20 protein-coding genes are annotated in these 17,007 nt (G+C 35.7%); 10 read left to right on the top strand and 10 right to left on the bottom strand.

Annotated elements, in window-relative coordinates:
* Window positions 1-9 precede the first annotated feature (9 nt).
* Together BST92_RS08065 and purH are read right to left on the bottom strand one after the other, a co-directional pair.
* Window positions 10-1,038, bottom strand: a complete 1,029-nt coding sequence (locus BST92_RS08065; protein WP_105070990.1) for a rod shape-determining protein — start codon at window positions 1,036-1,038, stop codon at window positions 10-12.
* A 58-nt stretch (window positions 1,039-1,096) separates the two neighbouring features.
* Window positions 1,097-2,644, bottom strand: coding sequence for a bifunctional phosphoribosylaminoimidazolecarboxamide formyltransferase/IMP cyclohydrolase (gene purH, locus BST92_RS08060; protein ID WP_105070989.1), 1,548 nt, complete (start codon window positions 2,642-2,644; stop codon window positions 1,097-1,099).
* A 203-nt stretch (window positions 2,645-2,847) separates the two neighbouring features.
* On the opposite strand from purH, the gene BST92_RS08055 reads away from it, so the two are divergent.
* From BST92_RS08055 to BST92_RS08035, 5 genes are all read left to right on the top strand, one after another.
* Window positions 2,848-4,104: an ABC transporter permease gene (locus tag BST92_RS08055; RefSeq protein WP_105070988.1), complete on the top strand. Its 1,257-nt coding sequence runs from the start codon at window positions 2,848-2,850 to the stop codon at window positions 4,102-4,104.
* Between the two features lie 71 nt (window positions 4,105-4,175).
* Complete coding sequence (locus BST92_RS08050) at window positions 4,176-4,961, top strand: SDR family oxidoreductase (RefSeq protein ID WP_105070987.1); 786 nt, start codon at window positions 4,176-4,178, stop codon at window positions 4,959-4,961.
* Between the two features lie 186 nt (window positions 4,962-5,147).
* Entirely contained in the window at window positions 5,148-5,447 is a 300-nt protein-coding gene (locus BST92_RS08045) for a hypothetical protein (RefSeq protein ID WP_146105127.1), read from the top strand.
* A 4-nt stretch (window positions 5,448-5,451) separates the two neighbouring features.
* Window positions 5,452-6,540: an amidohydrolase family protein gene (locus BST92_RS08040; protein WP_105070985.1), complete on the top strand. Its 1,089-nt coding sequence runs from the start codon at window positions 5,452-5,454 to the stop codon at window positions 6,538-6,540.
* 72 nt (window positions 6,541-6,612) lie between these two features.
* Window positions 6,613-7,266 (top strand): O-methyltransferase, encoded by a 654-nt coding sequence (locus tag BST92_RS08035; protein ID WP_105070984.1) that lies wholly within the window; start codon window positions 6,613-6,615, stop codon window positions 7,264-7,266.
* Here BST92_RS08035 and BST92_RS08030 read toward each other — a convergent pair.
* The 8 genes from BST92_RS08030 to BST92_RS07995 form a co-directional block, all read right to left on the bottom strand.
* Window positions 7,249-7,821: a phosphatase PAP2 family protein gene (locus BST92_RS08030; protein ID WP_105070983.1), complete on the bottom strand. Its 573-nt coding sequence runs from the start codon at window positions 7,819-7,821 to the stop codon at window positions 7,249-7,251. The genes BST92_RS08035 and BST92_RS08030 overlap by 18 nt on opposite strands.
* Window positions 7,821-8,096, bottom strand: a complete 276-nt coding sequence (locus tag BST92_RS08025; RefSeq protein WP_036582374.1) for a Sec-independent protein translocase subunit TatA/TatB — start codon at window positions 8,094-8,096, stop codon at window positions 7,821-7,823. The genes BST92_RS08030 and BST92_RS08025 overlap by 1 nt, the downstream gene beginning before the upstream one ends.
* Before the next feature lie 51 nt (window positions 8,097-8,147).
* On the bottom strand, window positions 8,148-8,996 hold the full coding sequence (locus tag BST92_RS08020; protein ID WP_105070982.1) for a hypothetical protein: 849 nt from the start codon (window positions 8,994-8,996) through the stop codon (window positions 8,148-8,150).
* A gap of 86 nt (window positions 8,997-9,082) precedes the next feature.
* Window positions 9,083-11,380, bottom strand: a complete 2,298-nt coding sequence (locus BST92_RS08015) for a M1 family metallopeptidase (protein ID WP_105070981.1) — start codon at window positions 11,378-11,380, stop codon at window positions 9,083-9,085.
* A gap of 63 nt (window positions 11,381-11,443) precedes the next feature.
* Window positions 11,444-11,989, bottom strand: a complete 546-nt coding sequence (locus BST92_RS08010) for a DUF6702 family protein (RefSeq protein WP_146105126.1) — start codon at window positions 11,987-11,989, stop codon at window positions 11,444-11,446.
* Between the two features lie 33 nt (window positions 11,990-12,022).
* Window positions 12,023-12,559 carry a hypothetical protein gene (locus BST92_RS08005; RefSeq protein WP_105070979.1) on the bottom strand — a complete coding sequence of 179 codons (537 nt, stop codon included), beginning with the start codon at window positions 12,557-12,559 and terminating at the stop codon, window positions 12,023-12,025.
* 15 nt (window positions 12,560-12,574) lie between these two features.
* Window positions 12,575-13,393, bottom strand: coding sequence for a hypothetical protein (locus BST92_RS08000; protein WP_105070978.1), 819 nt, complete (start codon window positions 13,391-13,393; stop codon window positions 12,575-12,577).
* Entirely contained in the window at window positions 13,386-14,213 is an 828-nt protein-coding gene (locus tag BST92_RS07995; protein WP_146105125.1) for a peptidase associated/transthyretin-like domain-containing protein, read from the bottom strand. The genes BST92_RS08000 and BST92_RS07995 overlap by 8 nt, the downstream gene beginning before the upstream one ends.
* Before the next feature lie 98 nt (window positions 14,214-14,311).
* Between BST92_RS07995 and pepE the strand changes: the two genes are divergently transcribed.
* Genes pepE through BST92_RS07970 form a run of 5 tightly spaced genes read left to right on the top strand, consistent with a single transcriptional unit; the run spans window position 14,312 to window position 16,988 of the window.
* A complete protein-coding gene (gene pepE / locus BST92_RS07990) occupies window positions 14,312-15,025 on the top strand; it encodes a dipeptidase PepE (RefSeq protein WP_105070976.1) in 714 nt (237 codons plus the stop codon).
* A 23-nt stretch (window positions 15,026-15,048) separates the two neighbouring features.
* Window positions 15,049-15,333, top strand: a complete 285-nt coding sequence (locus BST92_RS07985) for a GNAT family N-acetyltransferase (RefSeq protein ID WP_105070975.1) — start codon at window positions 15,049-15,051, stop codon at window positions 15,331-15,333.
* Complete coding sequence (locus tag BST92_RS07980) at window positions 15,330-15,866, top strand: GNAT family N-acetyltransferase (protein ID WP_105070974.1); 537 nt, start codon at window positions 15,330-15,332, stop codon at window positions 15,864-15,866. The genes BST92_RS07985 and BST92_RS07980 overlap by 4 nt, the downstream gene beginning before the upstream one ends.
* Window positions 15,847-16,305, top strand: coding sequence for a GNAT family N-acetyltransferase (locus BST92_RS07975; protein ID WP_245910887.1), 459 nt, complete (start codon window positions 15,847-15,849; stop codon window positions 16,303-16,305). The genes BST92_RS07980 and BST92_RS07975 overlap by 20 nt, the downstream gene beginning before the upstream one ends.
* The gene (locus BST92_RS07970; protein WP_105070972.1) at window positions 16,302-16,988 is read left to right on the top strand and encodes a M15 family metallopeptidase; all 687 of its coding nucleotides are present in this window, start codon (window positions 16,302-16,304) and stop codon (window positions 16,986-16,988) included. Before BST92_RS07975 ends, BST92_RS07970 begins: the two co-directional genes overlap by 4 nt.
* Window positions 16,989-17,007: the final 19 nt, after the last annotated feature.

The following is a 17,007-nucleotide window of genomic DNA, read 5'->3' as shown; positions in this document are numbered from 1 at the left end:
TAGTAATTTTTATTTAGCTAGTACACTTTTATAACGCTCAAGGTTTTTAAGAGTTAATCCTGTTCCACGTACTACCGCTCTTAAAGGATCCTCTGCAATATAAACTGGTAAATCTGTTTTTTGAGAAAGACGCTTGTCTAGTCCACGCAACATAGATCCACCACCAGCAAGATAGATACCAGTATTATAAATATCAGCAGCTAGTTCAGGCGGTGTTTGCGATAAAGTTTCCATTACTGCATCTTCAACACGTAAAATAGATTTATCTAACGCTTTTGCAATTTCTCTATAACCTATCTTAACTTCTTTAGGCTTACCAGTAAGTAAGTCACGCCCTTGAACGCTCATTTCTTCTGGTGGCACTTCTAGGTCTTCAGTGGCGGCACCTATTTGTATTTTAATTTTCTCAGCAGTACGCTCACCTACATATAAGTTATGTTGTGTACGCATGTAATAAACGATGTCGTTAGTAAACACATCACCTGCAATTTTTACAGACTTATCACAAACTATTCCACCTAAAGCGATAACTGCAATCTCAGTAGTTCCACCACCTATATCCACAATCATATTTCCTTTAGGTTGCATGATATCTACACCTATACCTATCGCAGCTGCCATAGGTTCATGGATTAGATAAACCTCTTTACCATTCACACGCTCAGCACTATCCTTAACCGCTCGCATTTCCACCTCTGTAATTCCAGATGGAATACATATCACCATACGCAACGATGGTGTAAAAAGCTTCTTCTTTAAAGCAGGAATTTCTTTGATAAACATAGAGATCATCTTCTCACTAGCATCAAAATCTGCAATAACACCATCTTTTAATGGTCGGATGGTTTTAATGTTTTCATGCGTCTTACCTTGCATCATAGCAGCTTCTTTACCTACTGCTATTATTTTACCAGTAGAACGATCGCGTGCAACAATGGATGGACTGTCTACAACTACTTTACCGTTGTGGACTATAAGAGTATTTGCTGTACCTAAGTCAATAGCAATATCTTCTGTTAGAAAATCAAAAAATCCCATAAGAGTTAAGGAGGAAAAAGGGTTTAATTACTTGAGCTTTACAAAGCTAACACAATTCTTAGTGTTTAAAGTGTCTTGTACCAGTGAAAACCATCGCAATATCATTTTTATTGCAATAATCTATCGATAATTCATCTTTTATAGATCCACCTGGCTGTATCACAGCTTTAATACCTGCATGATCTGCAATTTCTACACAGTCTGGAAAAGGGAAAAAAGCATCACTTGCCATAACAGCACCTTGCAAATCAAATTTAAAAGATTGTGCTTTATGGATTGCCTGATTTAAGGCATCAACACGTGAAGTCTGTCCAGTTCCACTAGCACACAATTGTTTATTCTTTGCCAGTACGATGGTATTAGACTTAGTATGTTTACAAAGCTTTGAAGCAAATAATAAATCTTCTATTTGTGCTTCCGTAGGAGCTAACTCAGTCGCCGTCTTTAAATCTTCCTTAGTATCCGTTTTTAAATTAGCATCTTGGACTAGATAACCATTTAAACTAGCTCTTACTTCTAGAGCGTTAGTATTACGCTTTCGCGAAAGCGCATCACCAACAAGCTCTAGCATGATTCTATTTTTCTTACCTTTTAAAATCTCAAGTGCTTCTGGCTCGAACGATGGCGCAATCACTACCTCACAAAAAAGTTTGTGAATCTCATTTGCCGTGGGAACATCAATCGCTACATTTGAAATTAAAATCCCTCCAAAAGCAGATACAGGATCTCCAGCTAGCGCATCAACATAAGCCTGGTGAATCGTATCTCTTTGAGCCACACCACACGCATTATTGTGTTTAAACACAGCAAATGTAGGAGCGTCGTCAACAAACTCACTCATCAAATTAACAGCGGCATCTACATCTAGTAAATTGTTATAAGAAAGCGCCTTACCATGTAATTTAGTAAACATACTTTCAAAATCACCATAGAACCAGCCACGTTGATGAGGATTTTCTCCATAACGCAATGGCATGACATCTTGTTGACTCATTTTAAGAGACTTATTCACAGAATCACCAGCAAAATAATTATATATCGCACTGTCATAATGAGAAGAAATATCAAAGGCAGTCGCGGCAAATTCTTTGCGCTGATCTACAGTTGTTGTTCCATTTCCTTCTTCTAGCACGTTTAACAACTTACCATAATCATCCATGGTAGATACACAAAGTGTGTCTTTAAAGTTTTTTGCAGCTGCGCGTATAAGTGAAATACCACCTATGTCAATTTTTTCAATAATATCTTGTTCTGGTGCTCCACTAGCTACCGTCTTTTCAAAAGGATACAAATCGACTATAACAATATCAATTTGCGGTATATCATACTCTGCAAGTTGAGCCACATCACCTTCATGATCACGACGATTTAAAATACCTCCAAATACCTTAGGATGTAAAGTTTTAACACGACCACCTAAAATGGATGGATATGACGTTACATTCTCTACTGGAATCACAGGTATCCCTAAGTCGTTAATAAATTTCTCAGTTCCTCCTGTAGAATAAATAGCGATTCCTAAATCGTTCATTTTCTTAACAATAGGTTCTAATCCGTCTTTATGAAAAACAGAAATTAATGCAGATTTTGCGGTGATGTTGCTCATGTTGTGAAATGCTTAAAAAAGTAAGTTGCAAAAGTAATGGATTAGAGCGGTTTTGGTATTAAAAATTAATTCTCAAAACATAATTGTTTTGCACGGTTACTTAACAAGTTTCTTATTTACATATATAATTATGTAACATTTTTACAACATCATAGTCCAATGAGATAACGTAGATTTAACCATCCTAAAATCCGGCTGCAGTAATGCTCATTTATTTAAGTCTTTTAAAAGAAAGTTTCTCATTTGCATGGAGTGCATTGCGTACTAACTTATTACGCACCTTTCTTTCCTTACTAGGTGTCACCATTGGGATTTTCTCTATTATCGGTGTACTTGCTGCTGTAGATTCTTTAGAACAAGAAATCAACGACGGATTAAGTTCCCTAGACATTTCTACTATTTATGTTTTAAAAGTTTCTTTTGGACCTACTGAACTCGAGCGCTATCAATATGAAAACTTTCCCAACGTTTCTTATGATGAGTTTCAAATGCTTAAACGCAGTATGGAAGACATAGAGGCCATGACTTTTACCATGTTCTCTGCACCAGAAAGCATTAAGTATGAAGATAAAATAGCTACTGGAGTTAGCATCGTACCAGGCACTAATGAATTTTATGATCTAGAAAACCTAAAACTTGATCAAGGTAGATTTTTCAGCGAGAGCGAGAGCGTAAGTGGTGCGCCAGTAGCTGTGATAGGTTATGAAGTAGCACAAAATTTATTTAAAAACACTAATCCATTAGGCAAAAGAGTACGCCTATACGGCAATAAGTTTACAATCATAGGCGTAATCAGTAAACAAGGATCTGGTCTAGATCTAGGCGCACCTAAAGACGAAAGTGCATTTATACCTGTAAATTTTGTTAGAAAAATCTATGGCGATAACAATAAGTCTAGGACGACTGCACTGATATTAAAACCTAAAAAAGGTGTGGATCAAGATGAGTTTATTGCAACACTAGAGCAAAAACTACGTAATTATCGAGGTTTGAAAAATGATGAAATCAGCACCTTTTTTATCAATCCATTAAAAGGTTTTGCAGACTTTCTTGATCAGGTTACAGGAACACTGACTATTATAGGTCTTATCATTTCTGGATTTTCCATGTTAGTTGGTGGATTTGGGATTGCAAACATCATGTTTGTGAGCGTAAAAGAACGTACTAACTTGATTGGTATTCAAAAATCACTGGGCGCAAAAAATAGTTTCATATTATTTCAATTCTTATTTGAAGCTGTGATTTTAGCATTATTTGGTGGTTTATTTGGCCTTCTATTTGTGTGGCTAGGTACTGTCGTCGCAAACTCAATGGTTGAAGACTTTAACTTTATCCTATCAACTAAAAACATCATTCTAGGTACTAGCGTAAGTGCTATTATAGGTCTTATTGCAGGAATTATTCCCGCAATAACTGCGTCTCGCTTAGATCCAGTAGAGGCGATACGTACAGGAATGTAAATCACGTTATTTCTAAACAATTAAGCTCCTCGTTTTTGAGTCCAATATGCCCAAATCATTATCTTAGCGGCATGGAGATTAATTTACACAACAAAACGGCATTAGTTTGCGGTAGCAGCGCCGGAATAGGAAAAGCGACAGCGCAACAATTTGCAAGTGCTGGTGCACGAGTAATACTATTAGCTCGTAATGAAGATAAACTTAAGGATGTTTTAAAAACACTAGATCAATCACAAGGTCAAAACCACGATTATCTAGTCGCTGATTTTTCAAAACCAGATGAGTTAAGTGATGTAATAAACGCTTTCGCGAAAGCGAATCCAATACATATCCTTATCAACAACACTGGTGGACCTGCCGCTGGATGGCTTATCGATGCAGAGGTGAGTGCGCTAGAATCAGGATTTACACAACATATAAAATGCAACCAAATTCTGGCTAAAGCTTGTTTCCCTAGCATGAAAGAAGCTGGATATGGACGTATTATCAATATTATTTCCACGAGCGTAAAAGCACCTATCGACTTTCTAGGAGTTTCTAATGTAATACGCGGCGCGGTAGCAAATTGGGCTAAGACTTTATCCAACGAACTAGGACCTCATGGTATTACCGTTAACAATGTACTACCAGGTTTTACAGCGACAGAACGTCTAGACGCTATTATAAAAGGTAAGGCGCAACGTGCAAATCATAGTGAAGATGAAGCTGCAGCCATAATGAAAAGTTATGTCCCAGTAAGAAGATTTGCAGAAGCTGATGAGGTGGCAAATGCCATCACATTTCTAGCCAGTGAAAAAGCTTCTTATATCAATGGTATTAATTTACCTGTGGATGGAGGAAGAACTAAAAGCCTGTAATAGGTAATTATCAGACTTTATTGTTAGTTATACCTTAAGAGATTATTGCTCACAAATCAATGACCTAAAACTATGATCTATTTTATTTTAGTTGCGGTCCTACTTCTGCTTTTTAGTTACAGAAGAAATATAGAATTTAAAAGACGTAAGAAGCTCATTGCTGGATATATTGAAAAACGTCAACATTTGAAATTTGATTGGGCTGAATTTGATAATCACTATGTATCCCAAGGATTTACCCTAGAACAAATAAATGCGGTTAAAATGAGTATTCAAGATTATTCTGCCGTAGCAAAAGAAGCCTTGTTTCCCGAAGACCATATTTATAACGACCTACTGATCAGCAACCACGGAGCAGAGCAAACAGAGATTCTAATAGAAATAGAAAAAAAGTTAAACTTAGACACTATTGATGACGAACTCTTTTCTTCTTATGAACCTATTGTAGATTCATATTTCAAGGTATTAAGAATAGTATTAAATTAGCAACATGGCAAAAAAACTACGCATTAACGGTCACTCGCATTTACTTCCATATCCAGAGGAAATTCCAGATTTCATGAGAGAAAAAGGAATTTTTTGGGTAGATCCAGAGCGCAAGAATATGTTGCAAAAGGACTGGTCACGACCTGTTACAGATTCAAGCTTTTTCTTAAATGAAAAGTTAGAATGGATGGATAAGTACAAGATAGACCATGCCGTTATCTTGAATTTAAGCCAACTATACGGTAACGGATTACGTCTAGAGGAAATGAAACAGGCCTTGCGATTTCAAAATGACTTTAATGCAAAGGTGCAGCATGATCATCCTTCTAAATTCACAAGTGGATTTGTAGTTCATCCTGGTTTTGTAAGAGGTGCTTTATGGGAAATAGAACGCTGTGTTAAAGTACTAGGCATGAAATTATTATGCCTACCTACTCATTATATGGATACTATTGGAACATGGAGATGTATTTTTGATGAAGAAAACGAACCCATTTTTGAATTAGCTAGTGAACTAAATCTAGCTGTAGAGATCCACCCATATGATGGAGAAAAATTCATCAAATTACAAAACACCTCATGGCGTTTTCATTTGATTTGGATGCTGGCTCAATGTGCAGATGCTTACCACTTTCTTACCTTAAATGGGTATGCATTTAAATATCCTGGTATGCGTATATGTTTTGCGCATGGTGGACAGCTAGCGCAAATGAATCTAGGCCGTAGAATTCAAGGTTTTGACGGTAGACCAGACTTATTTGAAGGTAAAACACATCCACGTAAATCAGTAGGTCATCCTAATATCTTTTTTGACACACTAGTCCATGATACAGGATCTTTAAAATTGCTTGTAGAAAATCAAGGTGCAAAACAAGTTCTTATGGGTCTAGATGATCCATATCCATTAGGAGAAATGGATAGTGAAAAACAATCTAGTTATCCTGGCAAAATATTAGACCTAGCAATGGATCGTAAAATAATCACACAAGATGATTATGATGGGATGTGGGACGAGCATGTGGTGAGATGGCTTTTTGGGGATAATGAAGTTGCAAAAAAAGATTTCTACAACAGATTAATGTCTAAATCATAATAAACACAGTTCTCTATTCTTAAAGGCTGCACGTTACCTATTATAATATAACTTATAAAGTCATCGATTAAAATGTACTTTCTACCTCACGACCTCGACGAGTATATTGTTTCTCATTCACAAGATGAACCTCAAATTTTAAAGGATTTGACTAGAGAAACACATCAAAAGGTATTACAAGCAATCATGTTATCTGGCGCATATCAAGGTCGAGTATTGAGCATGATATCTCATTTAAAATCACCTATGCGAGTATTAGAATTAGGCACTTTCACTGGTTATTCTGCACTATGCATGGCTGAAGGTATGCCGGCTGGCAGTGAACTCATAACTATTGATATTAATGAGGAGCTTGAAGATCTAGCAGGAAGGTATTTTACACGCTTCTGCGAAAGCGTAAATAACAAGATCACTATAACTCAAAAAATAGGGGCAGCATTAGAAATTATACCTATGCTAGACGGTAAATTTGATTTGGTGTTCATAGATGCTGACAAGCCTAATTACATCAATTATTTTCATGCCATCATGGAAAAAGTAAATCCTGGCGCTCTAATACTGTCAGATAATGTATTGTGGCATGGAAAGGTGGTTGAAGAAGTGAGCCCTAAAGACAACTCTACACCTATACTACTAGAGTTTAATAAGTTGTTGAAAGAAGATCCACGACTACAGACTGTCCTTTTTTCTATTAGAGATGGTTTAACTTTAAGTCGAGTGTTGTAATCGATTAAATAAAGCCATCAACAATTTATAAAAAGTAACTCCCAAAAACAATCCTACAAGAGCGCCTACAAGCACATCTAATGGATAGTGCACACCTACAAAAATACGCGATGTGGCAAACAGTAAAGGCCATATAAAAAACAATAACCACATCTTGGACTTCTTATATTTTGACAATATCAAATACATAAGTAAACTTACCGTCACGCTTACTGCAGTATGTCCAGACCAGAAGCTAAAATTCTCTGGTCGCTGTAAAATATTAATACTATCCAGTAAAATAGGCTCGTTATTAGGTCTTAACCTAGCAACAGCATTTTTAACAAGGTCTGTTATGCCTATTGCAGTAAGGGTAGCTATAATAACTGTTAGTGAAGCTATGTAGTTTAACCGCTTAGGTAGTTTTACAATAAGTAAAATAAAAAAAGTAATGTATAGCGGCAACCAAGTTTCTAATCTTGTCACAAAAAGCCAGAAGGCATCAAATCGACTGAGGTAAGAACCGTTAATATACCTGAAAATTTGCTGGTCTAATTCAACAAGCCATTCCCACATTAAAATCTTCTTTTAATAGAGCCAGTTTCTTCAATCTGGTCTTTTACTTCTTCAATTTTAGAGGTAATTTGTTTAACGTCTTCTGTAAAGCCATGCTCGTCTGCTGTTTTAGATATTTCATTCTTAATATCATCTGTTGCATTACGGACTGTATTCATAGCTCGAGCTATTCCACGAGCAATCTCTGGAAGCTTATCTGACCCGAAGACCAAGATAACCACCAGTCCTACAATCATAAGCTCTGGTGTACTGATAAAAAGTGGTAAACTTATCATATTGCAAATATACTATTTGCGCTACTCATAGCGATTTAAGAATCTGATAAATTATGATCTGTAATTAAAGAATTCAAAGTATAAAGAAGTCATCATTCCTTCTGTCACGGATAGCTCTCTAGAAACTGGATAACCTTCAGTATCTAATACATATTGATAATCAATGCTGCGTTCTAGTATAGCAGTACCGGTAGAAAGGTCGTAATCTAAACGTGTGGCTGGTAAATACCGACTATAAGGAACAAACTCATCAAACATAAAAAGTCTAATGATATCATTCATATCTGTAAACGGATTATTATTAAAGTTATATGTGAAATCAGAATATCCCGTTATAGTAAAGCCGTCATTTGCAATTTCTTCAATACGTAAAACATTAAAATTTTGAGAATATTCAAGTCTTAACTCCTCAACTTGTGTTGTAACGCCAGTCAGATCAGTTTCTGTAGTCACTACTCTATTAAATCTATTTTGCGCATCGATATACAATGTTTTATGATGCGTAACACCTGCCATATCTATAAAACTTAACTCAACCGTAGATATGGCTTGCACACTATCATCATTCCCATATACTACATCAACATTAACAGCAGGCATTACACCTTCTTCAATTATCAAATTTTCTAATTTATTACCATTACTGTAATTAGCAGTTGTTGATTGATTAAGGTTACCTGTCTCCATTATACTAGAAAGTAAATCTAGCTCATTGTATATAAAATTTATGTCACGAGTAATGTTAGTTGGAGTATTAAACGCTACCTGTATTGAAGACAGCTGCCTTAAGTCTTGTACAGGTTCTATTACCTCATCGATACCAGAATTAGGATCCTCTAATGATGGATCATCACAACTGAATATGAAAAAACTGAGTAAAAAAAGAATACTGTACTTCATAAGACGAATATAATACTTAACCTTATAACACAAAAAAACCAGATTCATTGTGAATCTGGTTTTTTAAAATATTAGTTGAATGCTGTTTATTGCTTCATTTCTTCAAACTTGTCCACTTTAGGCTCTTGTGGCCATGAGTTATTTGAAGTATCAATATCTGCAGTCTCTAACTTAGGATCAATTACGATTCCTACGATTTCTTTTTGTGTCGCTTTAGAAAGGCTTACTTCTTTATCATTCAATCTCCAGATTTCTGCTGGATGAGTAACCGTTTCAGAAGTACCATCAGCATAAGTATACTCAATGATGATAGGCATTACTAAACCACCTGGCTTTTCCACTGTGATTTGATAGAAATATTTAGGTTCTTTCATTGCAGCGCGTTGCTCTGCAGTAAAGTTATCCATCATGTAATCTTTTAACTCACTAACAACTTCACTAGGAGCTTTTCCTTTCATTTCTTCTTTAAAGTCTTCACTACCTTCTTTAACCATATAAACTAGCTGTGGAACTCTATCTTTAGGAATATTTCTTTCTTCAAGGTAGTCTTTCATCTCTTGATTCATATCAGCAGATACGTAAAATTTATCTACAGATTTTATTCCCATGTCATTATACTGAGTTGTGTAGAACCATCCTCTCCAGAACCAATCTAAATCCATAGCACTTGCATCTTCCATAGTACGGAAGAAGTCTTCTGGAGTTGGGTGCTTAAACATCCATCTTTGAGAATAAGTACGGAATGCATAATCAAATAAATCACGACCCATTACTGTTTCACGTAATATATTTAAAGCGGTACCTGGTTTTCCATAAGCATTAGAACCAAACTGGTACGTATTTAAACCTTTACTCATAATAGGAGCAATATAGCGTTGATCACCAGCCATGTAAGGTACAATGTTAGCAGCTGGTCCACGACGTGATGGATAAGCATCTAATCCTTCAATAGAAGCTGGATAATTCTCTCCCATATCCTGCTCTGCAACATATTGTACAAACGTATTTAAACCTTCATCCATCCATGTCCACTGACGCTCGTCGCTATTGACAATCATTGGGAAATAATTATGCCCTACTTCATGTATAATAACTGATATCATACCAAATTTAGTTCTATCACTATAGTTACCATCTGCATCTGGTCGTCCGTAATTCCAACAAATCATCGGGTACTCCATACCTTGATTTTTTGCGTGAACAGAGATAGCCTTGTGATAAGGATAATCAAAAGTCATTCTAGAATAAGACTTTAAAGTTTGTGCAACAGCCTTAGTAGACCATTGTTCCCATAGAGGATTTCCTTCTGGCGGATATATAGAAACAGCCATGATATCTTTTCCTCCTACTTTTACTGCCATAGCATCAGCCACGTAACGACGAGAAGAAGTCCACCCAAAGTCACGCACATAATCTGCTTTTAATTTCCAAGTTTTAGTATTACTAACTCCTGGCATCATAGCAAGCTTCTCAGCTTCTTGCTGAGTGCGAATTACTACAGGCTCGTCATAAGTACGTTGAGCCATTTCATATCTTCTCATTTCCTCAGCACTGTAAACCTCTTTACGATTTGTTAATTTACCTGTCCCGTCTAACCAGTGATCTGCAGGTACTGTAATGTTAACCTCAAAAGAACCGAATGGCAATGCAAACTCATCGCGTCCCCAGAACTGGCTATTTTGCCATCCTTCAACATCATTGTACACACACATACGTGGATAGAATTGTGCAATCACATAGGCTCTATGACCATCAGGAAACTCTTCATAACCACTACGCCCACGACCTTCAACATGATTATTAATATTATAATCCCATTCTATATCAAACTCAAATTTCTTTCCTGGTGCAAGTGCTTTAGGCATTTCAACTCTCATCATGGTCTGATTGATCATGTATTTTAAAGGATTACCCTTTGAGTCTAATACCTTTTTAATATTGAATCCACCATCAAAAGGCTCTGAAAGGTATTCACCTGCAAAACCTGAAGGTTGCGCAAATGGAGCTACTCCACCACCTTCAATTAGTGGTGTTTTTGAATCCTTGGCACGCATGTTTTGATCTAACTGTACCCATAGATAATCTAATACATCTGGAGAATTGTTAGTATAAGTAATGGTCTCATAACCATAGATGTGATGATTTTCATCATCTAATCTGATGTCCATCTCATAATCAGCACGTTGCTGGTAATATTTAGGACCTGGAGCACCACTTGCACTGCGGTATTGATTAGGAGTAGAAAACTCCTGATACAGCTGGCGGAATTTGTTAATGTTGTAATGTTCTTCTGCCTTAGGCTCTTCTGCTTGTTCTGCTTCTTGTGCAAAACCTGAAAAAGAAACCATCAACATACTGACAAACAATAGTTTAATCGCTTTCATTTTTTTGATTTAGTTTATAGAGTTGCTAAAATAAGAATAATAGATTACTCAAAAGAAATTTAACTAAAACTTCACAGAGTCTATTTTCTTTTTTGCAATCATAAGTAATGTCTTACGTTCACCTCTTATTTTAAAATGCACCATGTTTTTTTGATCTTCAAAAAGTTCCATAAGTGCTGTAAATCGCATCTCGATTTCTAGTGGTTCTCGTTTTACAGGAATCTCAATATAAAGAACTAATTGATCATTCTCTATCTCAGACCCCAGATAATCTATAGGAATTAATTCCCCATCTACTTTAATACGTAGTCTAGAGGTAAAGTAATCACCTATTAATTGCTTATACTTTGTTAAGTTACCATCTTCTGTAAGTATGATATTTTCATCTGCTCTTGTAGACAGTACATCTTCTAAATCATCAATAAAAAAACGAGAGGTCATTTGAAGGGCACCAACTTTTGCATTATACTTTACATTTGATACAGATAAGTAATATTTATGAGCAGTGCTGGATACGCTTTCGCGAAAGCGTAAATCTTCAACCTCACGATCTACATAAGATGCCTGTGATAATAATGGAATCATTAAGAATACGAATATATATTTCATAAAGAAGTAAGGATTTAATCCTATGAGAGTCATCTATTGTAAAAGAGCAATATTACCTAAGTAAATACCGTGAAATTCATCACCATTTGTATCTAATCCATCCACAGTAATTGCATATCCAGTTTGATATGTTTCTACTCTTATGAAACCACTTTCCAGCGAGGTGGATGTATTAAACATTGTAGCTGTATCAAAATCAAGACTATAACTTAAAGAAGCGTCTGCTGGCTCTTCTGTACTCGCTATTTGATAAAGACCGGTTTGAAAACTATCTGTAGAGTTGCCATAAAAGTTAATTTGCATTAAAACGCCTGCTCCTTCTAGTTCATCCATATCGTTGAGTTGCAACCCATCACCTATTACGGTAACTTCTGTTAATACACCTGTACCGCCGCTAAGTTGAGGCTCTTCTCTAAAGGCACCTATGGTTTCAAAATTAGTCGTCTGGTCTCCATAGCAAAAAGTATTTACTTGAATAGGTTGAGTAACGGGTAAGTCATCATCACTATCACAGGATATAGTTATTACCATGGCAGCTGCCATAAATAATATTGTGGTTATTTTTTTCATCATTGTATCTTTTAATTATTGCTTTCTTTTTTTATAGGCTGTTGCAGTATTTGACAAGAACTGCAGTAAAACGAGTTCATTTTCTGGCTGCATGAGTTGATTATTGAGTCCTTGATCTGTCGCAAAATAAATGAAATCGTATAGATTTTCTTTTTTAATGTCTAAAAACTCAACAAGATAATCTGCATCAAATTGATTTTTTAACACGGCAACATCAAATCTCTCTTCTACTGTTTGAGCAGATCCAAAATCAAAGTTAATAGCATTTAATGCTGTATTTAAAACCACTGCTGCTAGTAAGCCTACCAGATTAAACATATTGTAACGTGGTTGTGATTGCATCATAGCCTCGTGACGTAAGTCATAATCTTCTGGCTGGCGTACCATGTCAGATAGTGTATTCTCTGTTCTATCAATTGCAGGTGTCCACATATTTTGTCCAGATATTTTTTCCATTCTGGTATCTGCAGTTTCTAGTCTTTTAAGGTTAAGATATATATTTTGATCACCTTCTAATAAAACCTCATCTAATACATTGACACCGTTTCCTAAAGTAATCGCCACAACTTTTTCTTCAATAGTACGATCTGTGACTATAAGTGTTACAGGCTCGTGATCAACAGATTTAAAGACGATTTTATCACCAGACATTACATCAATTCTATAAGTACCTGTTGCAGTTGTTACCGTTACCTCATAACTATTCTCATTGAAAATAGTGATTCCTTCTATAGGTTCATCTAGTTCATTTTGAATATAGCCCGAAATTTGAACGCGCTCTTGTTGACCTATGGCGATAAAAGAAATAAAAAATATAAATAAGAATTTATTCATCTGTGGACATTTTACGTTTCTTAAATTGCACTGCTTGTTGAGATAAAAATTCCAATAGATCTAATTCATTATCTGCCTGTACAAGATCTTTAGTAAGACCATTATCTTGAACAAAATACCCATATTCAATAAAGTCCTTTTCTTCTAAATCTAGATAATTTAAAAGGTATTCTTTACTGTATTTATTTTTAAGTAAAACGAGAGCATTGGTCTCGACAGGCACACTATCATCTTTAGAAATATTTTTAACATCTAGACTTCTTGCAATATTTGCAGTATTGATAGTAGTTGAAAGACCTATCATATTAAATCGCGGTTGACTTTGCTGAAAAGCTTCTGCACGCACCTCATATTCTTCTGGTTGTCTAACACGATTAGAAAATGTGTTGTCGATACGGTCAACGGCTGCCGTTTTAATATTTTCAAGAGCTACTTTTTCTAATCCAGAATCTACCGTTTCTACTCTTTTTACTGGAATCATGAAACTAGTGGTGCTTAAATTAACCGTTTCTAAATCCTTTACATCTGGATTAAGACCTAATTCAATTTTCTTTTCTTCCACCACCTTTTCAGACACATTTAAGGAAAAGGATTCAAATTGAATGGCTTTAAAAGAAAGTTGATCTCCTTTTTTAACATCTATATAAAACACACCACTATCGTTTGTGACAGTACCTTCTAGAGAATTGTTGTTAAAGATTGTAATACCGCTTAAATCTGTATTTAATTCAGAGCTTATAGTTCCTTTAACCTGGACACGTTGTACTTGAGCGCTCGTTAACATTCCCAAAAACAGAAATATGTAAATGAAATTTTTCATAGTTGAAATTATGTTAAGCAATTTAATTCAAATTGCCTTTTAGATAACGATAACATTATCCAATTAATTGTTAAATACCTTTGCTTAAAAGCTTTCTTATGAGAAACATGATCGTCGCAAGCACATCTACCATACATGGCAGTGGTTACCTTCAATATTTGCTAGAAGATTTACTAGCTGTTTTTAAAGAAGAGAACATCACAGATTTATTATTCATTCCGTTTGCAAGGCCAGGTGGTATATCCCATGATGATTATACTCAAAAAGTACACCATATTTTACAACCACATGGAATTAACGTTACCGGTATACACACTCTAGAAAATAAGGAGGATGCATTGTTAAAGGCATCAGCAATTTTTACAGGTGGTGGCAATACCTTTCAACTGGTTAAAACTCTCCATGACCTAGGTTTAATGACTCCTTTAAGAAAAGCGATTTTTAATGGCACTTTTTATTTAGGAACTAGTGCTGGTAGTAATATTTGCGGTCTCAACATGCGCACAACAAATGATATGCCTATAGTACAACCAGCGACTTTTAAAACCACTGGTGCACTGGGATATAATATTAATCCTCATTATTTAGATCCTATTGCAGGTTCAACGCATATGGGAGAAACACGTGAACAACGTATAAAAGAATTTCACTTTTATAACGCCATTCCTGTTGTAGGTCTTAGAGAAGGTAGTTATATAAGAGTGAAAAATGAACAAGAAATTTTACATGGACTACATACAGCTCGCATATTCCTTAAGGATCAAGCGCCTTTTGAAGTGAAAAATGGATATAACTTTGCTCAATTAGTTTAAAAAAGTAATTTTAAAATAAAAAAATGGACTTTCCTATTCAACATAAACAGAACGATAAAAGAGGAATCTTTTATATGAAAAAAGACGACAATACTGTTGCTGAACTAACTTATACCTTAGAAAATGAAATCATGACCATTGATCATACTGAAGTGAATCCAAGTATGGAAGGTAATGGATTAGGCAGCAAATTAATAGAGGCTAGTTACACTTTCGCGAAAGCGGAAAATCTAAAAATCAATCCGCTATGCCCATTTGCCGAAGTTGTTTTTGACAGACATAGCGACTGGAGCGATACCCGTGTATGATACTAAGATTTGAGACAGATCGATTAATTCTAAGACCTTTTAAAGAGTCTGACGCACCCTATTTATTTGAACTTAATGACGATGAAGAGGTCATGCGTTACACAGGTGACATACCTTTTAAAGACGTAGAAGACGCACGCAAATTTGCTCTAGATTACATAAATAATCCTCAAGGCCAAATTAAAAAATACCATATGGGTAGACTGGCTGTGATACGTAAAGAAGATCGTGCATTTTTAGGGTGGACTGGACTCAAATATCATCAAGAAGGAGACTTTGTCGATACAGGCTATCGATTCATGAAAAAGTACTGGGGTAATGGTTATGCGACTGAAGCGACCAGACGTGTTTTACAACACGCTTTTAATGACCATCAATTAAAAGTCGTTGAAGCCCATGTACATGAACATAATTATGGCTCTCAAAAAGTTGCGCAACGATTAAATATGAAATTAGACCATCGCTTTTTATGGTCTGGAACAAAACCTGCACGATGCTATAAAATCACAAATGATGAATTTAGAAATTCGTAATATTTCTAGTATTGAGACTTATCCAGTACGTCATCCAGTCTTAAGAGCTGGTAGACCTATAACAGATTGTTATTTTGAGGGCGATGATTTAAATACGACCATTCATTTAGGCATCTTTGTAGAAGAACGACTCCATGGCGTTGCAACATTTTTAATGAATAAAGATCTTAATATTGAAGAATTAATTTCGCTAGAGCATCAACAGTGTTATCAATTAAGAGGAATGGCGATAAAGGCAGAAATTCAAGGTCAACAACTAGGTAGTCAACTAATTAATCATGCCGAAGAAATGCTGAAAAATAAAAATGTGCTCGCATTATGGTTCAACGCTCGTGAAAGCGCGGTATCTTTTTATAAGAAAAAAGGATATCAAATAGTAAGTGAACCATTTGAAATTGCTACAGTAGGTATCCATTATAAAATGTATAAAGCATTATGAAATTAACAACCATGTTCTTTTTATTCCTCTTTGCAAGCACTACTGCGCAAATAAGCACTCAGCAACTTACTGGACAAACTACAAATGTTGAGAATGCGCTAGAGTCAGATGCACAAAGTGCGTTTAATAAAATGCGAGTTGCAGCGCTTAAAGATGGTATCGATCTAAAAATCGTTTCTGGCTACCGTAGTTTTAACAGACAGCGCCAGATCTGGAACAGAAAATATAAAAAATATGCCGCTCAAGGGCTTAATCCAGACGCTATATTTGATAAAATAGTTGAGTATTCAACCGTTCCTGGAACTAGTAGACATCACTGGGGAACAGACATGGATATAATCGATCAAGGTGCCACTTACAGTGGTGATGTACTAGTCCCAAATAAGTTTCATGGAAACGGTCCTTTCTGTAAAATGAAAGACTGGATGGAACAACACGCTGCCACTTACGGTTTTGAACTAGTTTATACACTAAATGAAAATCGAACAGGTTTTAAGTACGAACCATGGCACTACAGCTATGCACCGCTTTCGCGTAAGCTGCTCAAAGAATATCTTTCTGAAACGAATTTCTTGACCTTTCTAAGAAGTCAAGACATTCTAGGGATGGAAAAAATAAGCGATGAACGTTTATTAAGGTATTATAACGAACACATTAAAGGAGTCAATCCTAGTCTTCAATAAAAAAATGATTACACATTTT

The sequence above is a fragment of the Nonlabens arenilitoris genome (assembly GCF_002954765.1).
Taxonomy (GTDB): Bacteria; Bacteroidota; Bacteroidia; order Flavobacteriales; family Flavobacteriaceae; genus Nonlabens; species Nonlabens arenilitoris.
The sequence above is the reverse complement of the archived record's forward strand: the minus strand, read 5'-3'. Positions and strand labels throughout refer to the sequence as shown.

Coding starts and splice junctions, on each gene's coding strand:
- BST92_RS08065 (WP_105070990.1), bottom strand. CDS start 1,038: ATGGGATTTTTTGATTTTCTAACAGAAGATATTGCTATTGACTTAGGT.
- BST92_RS07995 (WP_146105125.1), bottom strand. CDS start 14,213: ATGAAAAATTTCATTTACATATTTCTGTTTTTGGGAATGTTAACGAGC.
- BST92_RS08035 (WP_105070984.1), top strand. CDS start 6,613: ATGTACTTTCTACCTCACGACCTCGACGAGTATATTGTTTCTCATTCA.
- BST92_RS08010 (WP_146105126.1), bottom strand. CDS start 11,989: ATGAAATATATATTCGTATTCTTAATGATTCCATTATTATCACAGGCA.
- BST92_RS08020 (WP_105070982.1), bottom strand. CDS start 8,996: ATGAAGTACAGTATTCTTTTTTTACTCAGTTTTTTCATATTCAGTTGT.
- BST92_RS08040 (WP_105070985.1), top strand. CDS start 5,452: ATGGCAAAAAAACTACGCATTAACGGTCACTCGCATTTACTTCCATAT.
- pepE (WP_105070976.1), top strand. CDS start 14,312: ATGAGAAACATGATCGTCGCAAGCACATCTACCATACATGGCAGTGGT.
- BST92_RS07985 (WP_105070975.1), top strand. CDS start 15,049: ATGGACTTTCCTATTCAACATAAACAGAACGATAAAAGAGGAATCTTT.
- BST92_RS08025 (WP_036582374.1), bottom strand. CDS start 8,096: ATGATAAGTTTACCACTTTTTATCAGTACACCAGAGCTTATGATTGTA.
- BST92_RS08015 (WP_105070981.1), bottom strand. CDS start 11,380: ATGAAAGCGATTAAACTATTGTTTGTCAGTATGTTGATGGTTTCTTTT.
- BST92_RS08055 (WP_105070988.1), top strand. CDS start 2,848: ATGCTCATTTATTTAAGTCTTTTAAAAGAAAGTTTCTCATTTGCATGG.
- BST92_RS08000 (WP_105070978.1), bottom strand. CDS start 13,393: ATGAATAAATTCTTATTTATATTTTTTATTTCTTTTATCGCCATAGGT.
- BST92_RS08050 (WP_105070987.1), top strand. CDS start 4,176: ATGGAGATTAATTTACACAACAAAACGGCATTAGTTTGCGGTAGCAGC.
- BST92_RS07970 (WP_105070972.1), top strand. CDS start 16,302: ATGAAATTAACAACCATGTTCTTTTTATTCCTCTTTGCAAGCACTACT.
- BST92_RS07980 (WP_105070974.1), top strand. CDS start 15,330: ATGATACTAAGATTTGAGACAGATCGATTAATTCTAAGACCTTTTAAA.
- BST92_RS08005 (WP_105070979.1), bottom strand. CDS start 12,559: ATGAAAAAAATAACCACAATATTATTTATGGCAGCTGCCATGGTAATA.
- purH (WP_105070989.1), bottom strand. CDS start 2,644: ATGAGCAACATCACCGCAAAATCTGCATTAATTTCTGTTTTTCATAAA.
- BST92_RS07975 (WP_245910887.1), top strand. CDS start 15,847: ATGAATTTAGAAATTCGTAATATTTCTAGTATTGAGACTTATCCAGTA.
- BST92_RS08030 (WP_105070983.1), bottom strand. CDS start 7,821: ATGTGGGAATGGCTTGTTGAATTAGACCAGCAAATTTTCAGGTATATT.